Here is a 13,569-nt window from a genome sequence, read left to right as displayed (position 1 = left end):
GGCATCCTGCCTACGACTCAAGGCGGCCCGTCTCCTTCTGCCCGTGATCGGACGGGTTCCAGCGCTGCGCGGGCGGCGTTTCGCCGCGCAGCTCGCCGAGGAGCCGCGAGATGTCGGCCATGACGACATCCGTCGCTGCGACGAGGTTCGTGGGCGTGGCCTTCGCGCGGTACGCGTCGAGGTCCACGGGCGGGCCGAGGCGCACCTGCACGCGCTTGCGGAGCGGCCAGAGGCTGAGCCTGCCGTAGCGCGGCAGGATCTTCTCGACACCCCACATCGCGACGGGGATGACGGGGATGTCGCCCTCGAGCGCGAGCCGCACGGCGCCGGTCTTGCCGCGCATGGGCCAGAGGTCGGGGTCGCGGGTGAGCGAGCCCTCCGGGTACACGATGACGCCGCGGCCCTTCTCGACCAGCGACGCGGCCTGCACGATGGTCTGGCGCGCCGCAGAGGCGGAGGACGCCCGCGCGACGGGGACCATGCCCATCGAGGTCAGGAGCGGACCGAGCACCGGAACCCGGAAGAGGCTCTCCTTCGCCATGAACCGCGGAGCCCGCCCGAGCCGCCACGTCGCGACGGCCACGATCACGGGGTCGAACTCGCTGTAGTGGTTCGGCGCGAGGACGTAGGGGCCCTCCTGCGGCAGGTGCTCGCCGCCGGTGATCTCGATCTTCGCGATCAGCCCGACGACCGGGACGACGATGGCTGCGGCCGGCCAGTAGACGCTGGGCGCGGACTTCTCGGCGGAGGCCCGCCGCCGTGGGGAGCGCGGCACCGATTATCCGATGACGTCGAAGTCGGCGCCGACGGCGGCGAGCTTGTCGAGGAACTTCTCGTACCCGCGGCGGATGATCCCGATGTTGCGGACGGTCGACTGCCCCTCGGCCGCGAGGGCGGCGATCACGTAGCTGTACCCGCCGCGGAGGTCGGGGACGACGACGTCGGCGCCGTGCAGCGGCGTCGGGCCGTTGATGACGGCGGCCTGCTCCAGGGCGCGGCGCGGGACGCGCCGGTCGGGGCTCGCGATGCCATCCGGGTGCACGACGATGTCGGCGCCCATCTGGACGAGCGCGCGGGTGAAGCCGAGCCGGTTCTCGTACACGGTCTCGTGGACGATGGACTCGCCCTCCGCCTGCGTCAGCGCGACGATGAGCGGCTGCTGCCAGTCGGTCATGAAGCCGGGGTGCACGTCGGTCTCCACGACGACGGGCCGCAGCGCCCCGCCCCGGCGGAAGCGGATGCCGTCCTCGGCGATGTCGAAGTCGCCGCCGGCCTTGCGGAACACGTTGAGGAAGGTCAGCATCTCCTGCTGCTTGGCCCCGCCGACGAAGATGTCGCCGTCGGTGGCCAGCGCGGCGCACGCCCAGGAGGCGGCCTCGTTACGGTCGAAGATGCAGCGGTGGTCGTAGCCGCGGAGAGAATCGACGCCCTCGATGAAGATGACGCGGTTGGGCTCGTAGGAGATGATGGCGCCCATCTTCTGCAGCACCGCGATGAGGTCCATGATCTCGGGCTCGATGGCGGCGTTGCGGAGCTCCGTCGTGCCCTTGGCGCGCACCGCCGTCAGCAGCACCTGCTCCGTCGCCCCGACGCTCGGGTACGGCAGCTCGATGTCGGCGCCGCGGAGCCCCTCGGGTGCGGAGAGGCGGATGCCGCTCGGCAGCTTCTCCACGATCGCGCCGAAGGCGCGCAGGGCATCGAGGTGGAAGTCGATGGGACGGTCGCCGATGCGGCAGCCGCCGAGGTCGGGGATGAACGCCTGGCCGAGCAGGTGCAGCAGCGGCCCGCAGAACAGGATGGGGATGCGGGAGGCACCGGCGTGGGCGTCGATCTCCTCCATGTGCGCCGAGACGGCGCCGCGCGGGTCGAGCCGGAGGACGCCCTCGCCGTCGTCCTCGACGGTCACACCGTGGACCTCCAGGAGCGAGCGGACCACCTGCACGTCGCTGATGTCCGGGACGTCGCGGAGGACGCTGACGTCCTCCCCGAGGAGGGCGGCGACCATCGCCTTCGTCGCGAGATTCTTCGCGCCCTTGACGTCGACACGACCGGTGAGCGGTCGGCCGCCCCGGATCGAGAGGACCTCTCCGAGCTCGCTGTCCCCGTCCCCGGGGTTCGGCGTCGCCGACGCACTCAGCAGTGTGTTCATCCGGTGGACCTCACTTGTTGTTCGAGGGAACTCGGCCGCGTCCGCAGGATGTGGGACGGGCTGTTCGGGCTACGGGACGGGGATCGTCCGCGGCCGCCACGCCTCACGGCGCGCCTCGAACTGCGAGATCTTCTCTTCGTTGCGCAGTGTGAACCCGATGTCGTCGAGTCCCTCGAGGAGCCGCCACCTAGTGTAATCGTCGATATCGAAAGCGACTCGGAGATCGCCGATAACGGCGGTGCGCTCCTGCAGGTCGACCGTCATCCGGGCGCCCGGGTCGGCATCCACGGCCGCCCAGATCGCCTCCAGGTCGGCTTCCCCGATGACCCCCGTGACGAGCCCCTGCTTGCCCGCGTTGCCGCGGAAGATGTCGGCGAACTTGGGGCTCAGGACCACCCGGAACCCGTAGTCGCGGAGCGCCCACACGGCGTGCTCCCGGCTCGAGCCGGTGCCGAAGTCCGGGCCGGCGACGAGGACCGACGCGCCGGCGTAGGTCGGCTGGTTCAGGATGAAGTCGGGGTCCTGCCGCCAGTTGGCGAACAGGGCGTCCTCGAACCCGGTCTTCGTGACCCGCTTGAGGTACACGGCCGGGATGATCTGATCGGTGTCGACGGCCGAGCGCTTCAGCGGCAGGACGACACCGGTGTGCGTGGTGAACTTCTCCATGTCAGGCCTCCGCTGCGGTCAGGACGGGCAGGTCGCTGGGGCTCGCGAGCCGGCCGAGGACGGCCGTGGCCGCGGCGACGAGGGGCGAGACGAGGTGCGTGCGACCGCCCTTGCCCTGCCGGCCCTCGAAGTTGCGGTTGCTCGTGGAGGCGCAGCGCTCCCCCGGTGCCAGCTGGTCGGGGTTCATGCCGAGGCACATGGAGCAGCCAGCGAAGCGCCATTCGGCGCCGAAGTCGGTGAACACCTTGTCCAGGCCCTCCGCCTCGGCCTCCAGGCGCACGCGCGCCGACCCGGGCACGACCATGACGCGGACGCCGTCCGCTTTGGTCCGTCCGCGGATGATCGAGGCGAACTGGCGCAGGTCTTCGATGCGGCTGTTCGTGCACGAGCCCATGAACACGGCATCCACGGGCACCTCCTTCAACGGGGTGCCGGCGACGAGGTCCATGTACTCCAGCGCCCGCTGCGCGGCGACCCGCTCGTTGGGGTCGGCGAAGTCCTCCGGCGCCGGCACGACGCCGGACAGCGACACGCCCTGACCCGGGTTGGTGCCCCACGTGACGAAGGGCTCCAGCTCGTCGGCGTCGAGGAAGACCTCCGCATCGTAGACGGCGCCCTCGTCCGAGGGGAGCGTCCGCCAGTACGCGACGGCGTCGTCCCAGTCGGCACCGGCCGGCGCGTGCGGGCGGCCCTTGAGGTACGCGAAGGTCGTGTCGTCCGGGGCGACCATGCCGGCGCGCGCGCCGGCCTCGATCGACATGTTGCAGATCGTCATGCGCCCCTCCATGGAGAGGGCTCTGATCGCGGAGCCGCGGAACTCCAGGACGTAGCCCTGGCCGCCGTTCGTGCCGATCTTCGCGATGACGGCGAGGATGACGTCCTTCGCCGAGACACCGGGCTTGAGCGTCCCCTCGACCGTGATCGCCATGGTCTTGAACGGCTTCAGGGGCAGCGTCTGGGTCGCGAGGACGTGCTCGACCTCGCTCGTGCCGATGCCGAACGCCATGGCGCCGAACGCGCCGTGCGTCGAGGTGTGCGAGTCGCCGCACACGACCGTGATTCCCGGCATCGTGAGCCCCAGCTGCGGGCCGACGACGTGGACGATGCCCTGCTCCTTGTCGCCGAGCGAGTGCAGCCGAACCCCGAACTCGGCGGCGTTGCGGCGCAGCGTCTCGATCTGGGTCCGGCTCGTGAGGTCGGCGATCGGCTTGTCGATGTCGAGCGTCGGCGTGTTGTGGTCCTCGGTCGCGATCGTGAGGTCGAGGCGCCGCACGGGCCGCCCCTCGGCGCGGAGGCCGTCGAAGGCCTGCGGGCTCGTCACCTCGTGCACGAGGTGCAGGTCGATGTAGATGAGGTCGGGCTCACCGCCCTCGCCCTTGACGACGAGGTGGTCGTCCCAGACCTTTTCGGCCAGGGTGCGAGGACGATCGGGAATCGCAGTGCTCATGGTGTCTCGTTCTCCAGAAAGGGGATCACGCCCGCGACTCACTCCGCGACGAGGACGGGCTCAGAACGAGGTCTCGTCGCGGCCGCTAAGGAGGAGGCGAGTGATCCGCACGCGGCCAGATTACCACCGCGCGACCGGGCGCCCGCCCGGGTGCGGGCGTAACACCGCGTCGCAATCGCGGGTTCCGCAGGCGGCGGCGTGCGACGCTGAGGGCCGGAAGCAACGGGAGGACGCTGTGGGAGCGGGAACGGACGCCGGGTTCACGACGCGGCAGGTGCACATCGGGTCGGATGCCGTCCCCGCCACGCCGCGGGCCCTTCCGATCCACCTGACGGCGGGTTTCACGTTCGGCTCGTTCGACGACGCCGCCGCGCACTTCGGGGTCGGTGACGGCTTCGGCTACACCCGCACCGGCAACCCGACGGTGGATGCCGTGGAACGCAAGCTCGCCTCCCTCGAGGGCGGCGCCGAGGCGCTGCTGCTGGCCAGCGGCCAGGCGGCGCTCACGGTCGCCCTGCTGGGGCTCGTGGCCGCGGGCGAGCACATCGTCAGCTCGACGCACATCTACGAGGGCTCCCGCGGTCTGCTGCTGGACAACTTCGCCCGGCTCGGGATCACCGTGGACTTCGTCGACGACATCGCCGACCCGGACGCCTGGCGGCGCGCCATCCGCCCCACGACGCGCGCGCTGCTGGCGGAGTCGATCGCGAATGCGCGCAACGACGTCCTCGACATCGCCGCGGTGGCGGCCGTCGGCGACGAGCACGGCATCCCGCTCGTCGTGGACAACACGTTCGCGACGCCCTATCTCGTGCGACCTCTCGAGCACGGCGCCGCCGTCGTCGTGCACTCGGCGAGCAAGTTCCTGGCCGGCCAGGGGGCGGTGCTCGGCGGCGTCGTCGTCGACGACGGCCGCTTCGACGCCGCCACGGCCGCCGGACGCTTCCCGCACCTGACGGATGCCGCATCCGGCCCCAGCCTGTGGGAGCGGCACGGCGGACGGGCCCGCATCGCGTACCTGCGGGAGAGCGTCGCGCCTCGCTTCGGACCGACCCCCTCTCCGCTGAACGCCTTCCTCATCGGACAGGGGGTGGAGACGCTGAGCCTGCGCGTGCAGCGGCAGAGCGAGAACGCGCTCGCCGTCGCCCGGTGGCTCCAGGGCCGGCCGGAGGTCGCCCGCGTCGACCACGCCGGCCTCGCGTCGCACCCGACGCACGACACGGCACGCCGGTACCTCCGCGGCGGCTTCGGCTCGGTCTTCACGGTCACGCTCCGCGGCGGACTGCCCGCGGCGCGGACGGTCGTCGACGGCCTGCGCGTCATCACGCACATGACGCACCTGGGCGATGTCCGCTCGCTCGTGCTGCACCCCGCATCGACGAGCCACACCCACCGCACGGCGGCGCAGCAGCGCGCGCACGGAGTAGAGCCGGGGACGCTCCGACTGTCGATCGGGATCGAGGACGTCGACGACCTCATCGCCGACCTCGGCCGGGCGCTCGACGCCGTCTCCGCGACCGGAGCGGAGCCCGTCCCGGCGGACCGCGCGGATCCGGTGGTCGCGTGAGCCGTCTCCAGCACTTCGGATGGTTCCTCGCGCGGGGTTTCGGACCGCACGGCTGGGGGCATCCGTACCTCGACTGGAACTACCGCTGGACCGAGCCCACGCTCTACCAGGATGCCGTCCGCGCCCTCGAGCAGGCCGGCTTCGACCTCCTCATCATCGAGGACGCGCCCTCGCTCGGCTCCGCGGAGACGATCGACCTCCGCGTGCGCCAGGCGTTCGGCGGGCCCAAGCTCGACCCGCTGCTCCTCGCGCCGTACCTCTTCGCCGCGACGCGGCACCTGGGGGTCGCGCCCACCGTCAACCCCGCGGCGTACCTGCCGTACACGGCGGCGCGCCAGTTCGCGACGCTGCAGCACCTGAGCGGGAACCGCCTCGGCCTGAACGTCGTCACCGACACCGGGAGCGCGCGGCACTTCGGCGCCGCGCCCCCGCTCGGCCACGACGCCGCGTACGACCGCGCCGAGGAGTGGCTCGGGGGCATCCGGGACCTCTGGCGCAGCTGGCCGGACGACGCGCTCATCGCCGACCCGGCGCGCGGACGCTACGCCGACGGGACCCGCCTGGAGGCCGTCCGCCACCGGGGCGAGCACTTCGCCTTCGACGGTCCGCTGAACTTCGTGCCGTTCACGGACGGCGAACCCGTCATCGTCTCCCCCGGCGGCTCGGGACGCGGACTGGGCTTCGCGGGCCACAACTCCGACATCCAGCTCGCCCTCGCACCCCTGGACGAATCCAGCATCCGCGCGTACCGGGCGAAGATCCACGACGCCGCGCGTGCGGCGGGTCGCCGGCCCGAGGATGTGAAGGTCCTCTTCGCGATCCAGCCGGTGCTCGTGTCCTCGCCGGAGGAGGCCGACCGGCTCGTCGCCGCCTCGGCGCACCCGGATGAGGCGACGCTGCGGCAGATCGCCGAACGTCAGTCCAGCGACCTGGAGACCGACCTCACGGCCCTGGACCTCGACGCGCCACTGGATACGGCGGTGTTCGGCGAGCACGTGTCGCACGGCAGCATCCGACGGCTCGTCGGCGCGCACGGCCCGGACGCGACGCTGCGCGAGATCCTGACGGCGCACGCGCGCCTCGGGCGGCTGAGCGACGGCAGCGGGTTCGTCGGCACGGCGGGCGAACTGGCCGACCGCATCGAGGAGCTCGGGACGTGGGGCAACGACGGCGTGCTGCTGTGGGGCGACCTGCATCCCGTCACGGTGCACCGGATGCTGGACGAGCTCGTGCCGATCCTCCGGCGGCGCGGCATCCTGCGCGCGGAGTACGCCGACGGCGGTCTGCGCGCGAACCTCCGCTCGTTCTGACCACGCAGGCAGAGGCACCCCGGGAACCGAACCACGGGTGGGGGCCGGTCGGTCGACGGGCCCCCACCCGCCGTCCTCAGTCCAGGCCGTTCTCCGCGAGCCATGCGCTCGCGATGTCCTCGGGCGACTTCTCGTCGACTTGGGACTGCACGTTCAGCGACACGAGTCCCTCGGGGGTGAGCGCCGCGCTGACGGCGTTGATGACATCGGCGATCTCCTCGGCGATGTCGGCGTTCACGAGCGGGACGACGTTGGAGGCGAGGAACAGCGCCTCGGGATCCTCGAGGACACGCAGCTTCTGCGTTTCGATGCGCGGGTCGGCGGTGAAGACGTTCGCCACGTTGACCGTGCCGGCCACGAGCTCCTCGACGGTCGTGTCGCCCGTTCCCTCGAAGGCGACGTCGACGCCGTAAGTCGCCTTGAGACCCTCGGGCCCGTACGGCCGCTCGGCGAGCTCGGGCGGGCCGCCGAGGGTCAGCGGCACGGAGACGTCCGCCAGGTCGGCGATCGTGGTGAGGTCGTTCTCCTCGGCGAAGGCCTCCGTGACGGTGTACGAGTCCTGGTCGCTGGCGGTCGACTGCTCGAGGACGGTGAGCCCCTCGGGAAGCGCGTCGACCAGGGCGCTGTACACGTCCTCGGGACTGCGCGCCTCGGTCTCCGGGTCGTAGAACTGCAGCAGGTTGCCGCTGTACTCGGGGAACAGGTCGACCTCGCCGCTCTCCAGCGACGGCAGGTAGGCGTCACGCTGGCCGATGTTGAACGAGCGCTCGACCTCGAAGCCGGCGCCCTCCAGCGCCTGCGCGTAGATCTCCGCGACGATCTCGTTGGAGTAGTAGGCCTGCGAGCCGATGACGATCGCGTCGGTCTCGCCGCCGGGCGACGTGGTCTCCTCGGCGAGCGGATCGCTCGTCCCGCATCCGGCGAGAGCCAGCGATGCGGTGAGGGCGAAGGTCGCGATGCCGAGCACGCGCTTCTTCCGTGCTGTGAACATGTGCGTCTCTCTCTTTCTGTGGTGATGGGGTCAGGCCGGAACCGGACGGCGCCGGGAGGTCTTCGGAGCGGAGTGGCGATCGGATGCCGCACGAACGCCCCGCGGGACGGCGAGCCGCTGCGTGAGGGCGAACAGGCCGTCGACGGCGAGGGCGAGTGCCGCGACGAGCAGCGCGCCCCCCAGCACCATGTCGAACCGGCGGAGCGGGAGGCCCGTGATGATGTACTGCCCCAGTCCCCCGACGTTCACGTAGGCGGCGAGCGTCACGGTCGCGATCACCTGCAGCGTCGCCGCACGGATGCCGCCCACGAGGAGCGGCAGTCCCAGCGGCACCTCGATGCGCCACAGCACCTGCCACTCGGTCATCCCGACGGCGCGTCCGGCGTCGATCGTCGCCCGGTCGATCGCCTCGAACCCCGTGTAGGCGCCTGCCAGGAGCGACGGGATCGCGAGGAGCACGAACGTGATGACGGCGGCCTCGGGCTTGTGCAGGACGCCGAGGAGGAGCACCAGCAGGATGATGAGCCCGAACGAGGGGACGGCCCGCGCGGCCCCGGAGACGGCGACGACCACGTCGCGCCCCCGACCGGTGTGTCCGACGAGCCAGCCGATCGGGATGGCGATGGCGGCGGCGATGAGCACGGAGATGACGGTGAGCAGCAGGTGCTGGCCGAGTGCCTCCGGGATCGAGTCCGACTTCGACCGGTCCCCGCTCAGCAGCCACGCGATGGCGTCGATGATGAGGTTCATGCCGTGACCTCCGCGCGGACGACTTCCCGCTGCGCCGAGATGCGGGACGTGGCCGTCCGCCGCGTCCAGGGCATGAGGAGGCGACCGAGCAGGACGAGGGCGAGGTCGATCAGGAGGGCGATGAGGCCCACCGCGACGAGACCCGCGACCACCTCCGGGATGATGCGGCGCTGCAGACCGTTCGTGAAGAGGTAGCCGAGGTTGGTGACACCGATGAGGATGCCGACGGTCGCGAGCGCCACGGTGCTGGCGGCGGTCACGCGCAGCCCCGCGAGGATGACCGGCCCGGACAGCGGCAGGTCGACGGCCCAGAACCGGCGCGCCGTGCCGTAGCCGACGGCAGTCGCCGCGAGGCGGACGTCGGGATCGACCGAGGCCAGCCCCTCCGCCACCGACCGCGTCAGCAGGGCCACGGCGTAGATCGTGAGCGCCGTGATGAGGTTCGCCTCGCTCGTTGCGCTGATGCCGAACACGACCGGGAGGATGAACAGCAGCGCGAGGGAGGGGATGGTGTACAGGAGCCCCGTGATGCTGAGGATGGTCCCCCGAGCCGCGCGGTAGCGCCACGCCAGCCAGCCCAGCGGCAGGGAGACGAGGAGCCCGAACACGAGCGGCGGCACACTCTGCCGCACGTGCACGAGCGCGAGCTCGACGATCAGGTCGAGGTTGTCGAGGACCCAGTTCACGGGCCGGCTTCCCCGCGCAGGAGCGCTCCCTGCGTGCGCCCGAGGGCGTCGACGACGACGGTGCCGTTCGCCGTCTCCTTCAGGCGCAGCGCGCGCTTGCCGCGATCGGCGCCGATGAAGTCGGCGACGAAAGCGCTCGCAGGCGCCTCGATGATCTCGCTCGGGCTGCCGACCTGCGCGATGGCCGCGCCCTTTTCGAGGATGACGACCTGGTCGCCGAGCAGGAACGCCTCGTCGATGTCGTGCGTGACGAAGACCACGGTCTTGTCGAGCTCACGCTGCAGGCGGCTGACCTCCTGCTGCAGCTCGGCGCGGACGATCGGGTCGACGGCGCCGAACGGCTCGTCCATGAGGAGGATGTTGGGGTCGGAGGCGAGGCCCCGCGCGACGCCGACGCGCTGCTGCTGGCCGCCGGACAGCTGGCTCGGATACCGCTGCGCGAGAGACCGGTCCAGGCCCACGACGTCGAGGAGCTCGAGGGCCCGCTCGCGCGCGGCGCGCCGCGGCGTGCCCTGCAGGAGCGGCACCGTCGCGACGTTGTCGATGACCGAGACATGCGGCAGCAGCCCGCTGTTCTGCATGACGTAGCCGATGCTCCGCCGCAGGCGCACGGCATCCTGGCCCCGGATGGGATCGCCGTCGATGAGGATCTCCCCCGACGTCGGCTCCACCATCCGGTTGATCATCCGCAGCAGGGTCGTCTTCCCGCATCCCGAGGAGCCGACGAAGACCGTCGTCTTGTGCGCCGGGAGCACGAGGCTGAATCCGTCGACCGCCAGCGTGCCGTCGGGGTACTGCTTCGTCACATCGCGGAACTCGATCACGGGCGTCCCTCCCGGAGCCGCTCAGGCCCCACGTGCCACTCAAGCACAGGGTGGGGACACGGGGCACCGGGGTGTAACCCGGCGACACCGTCCGGTAAGGTCCCGTGCCGCCTGCCGGGCGTCAGTCGCGCTGCTCGACGTGCGGCTGCTCGACGTGCGGCTGCTCGACGGACGCGGGGGTCCCCTTCTCCTCCGCCACAGCGGCCGCGGCGGCGACCGGCGTGCCGGGCTCGTCGCGCCGGCTCTCGCGGGCCGAGGCGATGAGGCTCGCGGCCGTGGCGACCACCATCGAGACGATGATGACGCCGAGCGACATCCAGGTGGAGATGTCGGGCACCCACTCGATGTGCTCCCCGCCGTTGATGAACGGCACCTCGTTCTCGTGCATCGCGTGGAAGATGAGCTTCACGCCGATGAAGGCGAGGATGAACGCGATGCCGTAGTGCAGGTAGCGCAGCCGGTCGAGCAGCCCGCCGAGCAGGAAGTAGAGCTGGCGGAGGCCCATGAGCGCGAAGATGTTGGCCGCGAAGACGATGAAGGCGTTCTGCGTGATGCCGAAGATCGCCGGGATCGAGTCGAGCGCGAAGAGGAGGTCGGTCACGCCGATGGCCGCGAAGACGATGATCATCGGGGTGAACATCTTCTTGCCGTCCACGACCGTGCGGACCTTCGCACCGTCGTACGTGTCGCTGATGTCGACGGTGCGGCGCAGCAGCCGCACGATGAACGTCTCCTGCTTGACGTCCTCGTCGTGGTCGCCGCCGGGGAAGGCCTGCTTCCACGCGGTCCAGATGAGGAACGCGCCGAAGAGGTAGAAGATCGGCAGGAAGTTCTCGATGATTGCCGCGCCGAGCAGGATGAAGATGCCGCGGAGGACGAGCGCGATGATGATGCCGACCATCAGCACCTTCTGCTGGTAGCGGCGCGGCACCGAGAACTGCGACATGATCAGCACGAACACGAACAGGTTGTCGATCGACAGGCTGTACTCCGTGAGCCAGCCGGCGACGAACTGCCCCGCGTACTCGCCGCCTGCGAACATCCACATGAGCCCGGCGAAGACGAGCGCCAGCAGGACGTAGAAGAGCACCCAGAGGGTGGACTCCTTGTTCGACGGGATGTGCGGCCGCTTGATGATGAGCAGCAGATCCGCGATGAGGATGATGAGGAGGACGGCCATGGAGCCGATCTCGAACCAGACGGGGAGGTCCATTCGGGCCTTTCAGGAGGGGTGACGGAACGTCGAAAGTCTCTCCCCCGCAGGACTGCGGCGCGCGCCCGGGGTCTCAGCGACGGAACCCGTGATGACGGACGCGCGAGTTCGGGATACTCCCTCTCGCGCGTCCAAGGATACAGGGGGTGCCGCCGGCCGGCGTCATGAGGTCATGAGACGGTGTGACCGTGGACGACACTCCTGGGGTGAGAGACGATGAGGAGACCATGACCGAGCCGGCCGCCCGCACCGACGCCGCGCTCGTCGCTGCGGCGGCGGGCGGCAGCGACGAGGCGTTCCGCGCGCTGTACCGGGCGTACGTGCGACCGGTGTACTGGCTGGCGCACGGCATCCTCGGCAACGTCGTGGATGCGGAGGACGTCACCCAGGAGACGTTCCTGGCCGCATGGCGGAAGCTGCCCGGGATGGAGCTGGCGGGGGAATCACTCCTCCCCTGGCTCGCGACGATCTGCCGGTTCCAGTGCGCCAACCGCGTCCGGCGCCTCCAGCGCGACCGCATCCACACGGCGGCTGCGGCCGACGAGACGCTGCCGGCGACGGTGGACGTGGAGGAGCAGGTCATCACGGCGGCGCTTGCCGAGCGGATCCTCGCCGAGGTGTCAGCGCTCAGTCCCCTCGATCAGCAGATCTTCCGGCTGTGCGCCACGGAGGGCTACGCCTATCAGGCGGCCGCCGATCAGCTGGGCGTGTCGCACGGGGTCGTCCGCAATCGTCTCTCCCGCATCCGCACCCAGGTGCGGACCGCCATCGGAACGGAGGGGACATGAACGTCGAGGATGTGACGCTGCCCGAGCTCGCCGACGACCGCGTCGACGAGATGGAGAAGGCGCTGTTCGCCGCGATCGCCGCCGAGCGGGGCGCGCCGGCGGAGCGGCACGCCGTCGACGCCCGGCGGCGCGCACGGCGGGGACGCTGGTGGGTCGGCGCTGCAGCCGCGGCGGCTGTCGTGATCGTCGCGGCCGTCGTCGGGCCGCAGCTCGGCGGGCTCGGCGGCATCGGCGCGTCGAGCACGGCCGACGAGGCGGGCGCCCCCGAGGTCTGGGACGGAGGCAGCGAGGACGGACGGCTGTCCGGCGTGGATGCCGGCGCGGCAGCGGAGAACGGCGCGGCGTCGGAGGACGGTGCGCAGGCCGACGGCTCCCTCGCACGGGAGATCATCGCGACGGCGTCCGCGTCGGTGCAGGTGGAGGACGCGGCGACGGCGGCCCGGGAGATCGGCGAGGCCGCCGAGCGGGCGGGCGGGTACGTCGAGACGCTCAGTCTCGCGGGCGAGGGGCAGCCCGCCCCGGGTGTCATCCGAGACGGGGGCGACGTCTGGCCATCGCCGTCCGGCTCGTGGATCACGGTGCGGGTTCCCGCCGACGAGCTGACGGCGCAGACGCGCGGACTCGCGGAGGTCGGGGAGGTGATGGCGTCGCAGCTGGAGCGGCGCGACGTCACGACGCAGGTCGTCGACCTTCGCGCGCGCATCGAGGCGCTCGAGGCATCCGTCACGCGGCTCACGGCTCTCATGGCGGAGGCGACGTCGACGGCCGACCTGCTGTCGGCGGAGAGCGCGCTGGCGCAGCGTCAGGCGGAGCTGGAGTCCTACCAGCAGCAGCTCACGGCGCTCGACGACCAGGTGGCCATGTCGACGCTCACGGTGACGCTGTCCGAGCCGCAGGAGGTCGTGAAGGCCGATCCCGCGGGGTTCGGCGACGGCCTCGCGGCGGGCTGGAACGGTCTCGTGGCGACCGTCAACGGGATCGTCATCGGGCTCGGATTCCTGCTCCCCTGGCTCGTCGTGCTGGCCGGTGCGGCGCTCGTCGTGTGGGCCGTGCGGGCGGCGCGGCGCCGGCGGACGGCCGCCGCGAGGGCCTCCGCGACGACGCCGCCGGAGGCCTGAACGCGGACGCGGAGAGCGAGGCGCCGCGGAACCGATAGTGTGCAGACAGCGGCGCCCGCA

13 protein-coding genes are annotated in these 13,569 nt (G+C 71.2%); 4 read left to right on the top strand and 9 right to left on the bottom strand.

The window, feature by feature from the left end:
• Positions 1-10 precede the first annotated feature (10 nt).
• From BR85_RS04285 to leuC, 4 genes are all read right to left on the bottom strand, one after another.
• Positions 11-775: a lysophospholipid acyltransferase family protein gene (locus BR85_RS04285; RefSeq protein WP_028495411.1), complete on the bottom strand. Its 765-nt coding sequence runs from the start codon at positions 773-775 to the stop codon at positions 11-13.
• Between the two features lie 3 nt (positions 776-778).
• Positions 779-2,149, bottom strand: a complete 1,371-nt coding sequence (gene murA / locus BR85_RS04280) for a UDP-N-acetylglucosamine 1-carboxyvinyltransferase (RefSeq protein ID WP_028495410.1) — start codon at positions 2,147-2,149, stop codon at positions 779-781.
• Positions 2,150-2,218: 69 nt separating this feature from the next.
• A complete protein-coding gene (gene leuD, locus BR85_RS04275; RefSeq protein ID WP_028495409.1) occupies positions 2,219-2,815 on the bottom strand; it encodes a 3-isopropylmalate dehydratase small subunit in 597 nt (198 codons plus the stop codon).
• Position 2,816: 1 nt separating this feature from the next.
• Positions 2,817-4,262, bottom strand: a complete 1,446-nt coding sequence (gene leuC / locus BR85_RS04270; protein WP_028495408.1) for a 3-isopropylmalate dehydratase large subunit — start codon at positions 4,260-4,262, stop codon at positions 2,817-2,819.
• Positions 4,263-4,497: 235 nt separating this feature from the next.
• Here leuC and BR85_RS04265 point away from each other — a divergent pair, with 235 nt between their 5' ends.
• Together BR85_RS04265 and BR85_RS04260 are read left to right on the top strand one after the other, a co-directional pair.
• On the top strand, positions 4,498-5,829 hold the full coding sequence (locus BR85_RS04265) for an O-acetylhomoserine aminocarboxypropyltransferase/cysteine synthase family protein (RefSeq protein ID WP_051526141.1): 1,332 nt from the start codon (positions 4,498-4,500) through the stop codon (positions 5,827-5,829).
• A complete protein-coding gene (locus tag BR85_RS04260; protein WP_028495407.1) occupies positions 5,826-7,139 on the top strand; it encodes an LLM class flavin-dependent oxidoreductase in 1,314 nt (437 codons plus the stop codon). The genes BR85_RS04265 and BR85_RS04260 overlap by 4 nt, the downstream gene beginning before the upstream one ends.
• A gap of 76 nt (positions 7,140-7,215) precedes the next feature.
• Here the strand turns inward: BR85_RS04260 and BR85_RS04255 are convergent, their stop codons facing one another.
• The 5 genes from BR85_RS04255 to BR85_RS04235 all read right to left on the bottom strand — a co-directional run bounded on the left by BR85_RS04255 (position 7,216) and on the right by BR85_RS04235 (position 11,603).
• Positions 7,216-8,130, bottom strand: coding sequence for an ABC transporter substrate-binding protein (locus BR85_RS04255; RefSeq protein WP_028495406.1), 915 nt, complete (start codon positions 8,128-8,130; stop codon positions 7,216-7,218).
• Between the two features lie 30 nt (positions 8,131-8,160).
• On the bottom strand, positions 8,161-8,880 hold the full coding sequence (locus BR85_RS04250; protein WP_028495405.1) for an ABC transporter permease: 720 nt from the start codon (positions 8,878-8,880) through the stop codon (positions 8,161-8,163).
• Positions 8,877-9,566, bottom strand: a complete 690-nt coding sequence (locus BR85_RS04245) for an ABC transporter permease (protein WP_028495404.1) — start codon at positions 9,564-9,566, stop codon at positions 8,877-8,879. The genes BR85_RS04250 and BR85_RS04245 overlap by 4 nt, the downstream gene beginning before the upstream one ends.
• A complete protein-coding gene (locus BR85_RS04240) occupies positions 9,563-10,390 on the bottom strand; it encodes an ABC transporter ATP-binding protein (protein ID WP_028495403.1) in 828 nt (275 codons plus the stop codon). Before BR85_RS04240 ends, BR85_RS04245 begins: the two co-directional genes overlap by 4 nt.
• Positions 10,391-10,511: 121 nt before the next feature.
• Complete coding sequence (locus BR85_RS04235) at positions 10,512-11,603, bottom strand: TerC family protein (protein ID WP_028495402.1); 1,092 nt, start codon at positions 11,601-11,603, stop codon at positions 10,512-10,514.
• 227 nt (positions 11,604-11,830) lie between these two features.
• Here BR85_RS04235 and BR85_RS04230 point away from each other — a divergent pair, with 227 nt between their 5' ends.
• Both BR85_RS04230 and BR85_RS04225 read left to right on the top strand, forming a co-directional pair.
• Positions 11,831-12,391, top strand: coding sequence for an RNA polymerase sigma factor (locus tag BR85_RS04230; RefSeq protein WP_028495401.1), 561 nt, complete (start codon positions 11,831-11,833; stop codon positions 12,389-12,391).
• Positions 12,388-13,509 carry a DUF4349 domain-containing protein gene (locus BR85_RS04225; protein WP_028495400.1) on the top strand — a complete coding sequence of 374 codons (1,122 nt, stop codon included), beginning with the start codon at positions 12,388-12,390 and terminating at the stop codon, positions 13,507-13,509. Before BR85_RS04230 ends, BR85_RS04225 begins: the two co-directional genes overlap by 4 nt.
• The last annotated feature ends 60 nt before the right edge of the window (positions 13,510-13,569 follow it).

This window comes from Microbacterium sp. UNCCL10, assembly GCF_000746195.1.
Lineage (GTDB): Bacteria > Actinomycetota > Actinomycetes > Actinomycetales > Microbacteriaceae > Microbacterium > Microbacterium saccharophilum.
Note: the sequence above shows the minus strand (reverse complement) of the source record. Positions and strands in the feature narration are given on the sequence as shown.

Bases quoted from the DNA above. Each gene is read 5' to 3' on its own strand.
- BR85_RS04255 (WP_028495406.1), bottom strand. From the start codon at position 8,130: ATGTTCACAGCACGGAAGAAGCGCGTGCTCGGCATCGCGACCTTCGCC.
- leuC (WP_028495408.1), bottom strand. From the start codon at position 4,262: ATGAGCACTGCGATTCCCGATCGTCCTCGCACCCTGGCCGAAAAGGTC.
- leuD (WP_028495409.1), bottom strand. From the start codon at position 2,815: ATGGAGAAGTTCACCACGCACACCGGTGTCGTCCTGCCGCTGAAGCGC.
- BR85_RS04225 (WP_028495400.1), top strand. From the start codon at position 12,388: ATGAACGTCGAGGATGTGACGCTGCCCGAGCTCGCCGACGACCGCGTC.
- BR85_RS04230 (WP_028495401.1), top strand. From the start codon at position 11,831: ATGACCGAGCCGGCCGCCCGCACCGACGCCGCGCTCGTCGCTGCGGCG.
- murA (WP_028495410.1), bottom strand. From the start codon at position 2,149: ATGAACACACTGCTGAGTGCGTCGGCGACGCCGAACCCCGGGGACGGG.
- BR85_RS04235 (WP_028495402.1), bottom strand. From the start codon at position 11,603: ATGGACCTCCCCGTCTGGTTCGAGATCGGCTCCATGGCCGTCCTCCTC.
- BR85_RS04250 (WP_028495405.1), bottom strand. From the start codon at position 8,880: ATGAACCTCATCATCGACGCCATCGCGTGGCTGCTGAGCGGGGACCGG.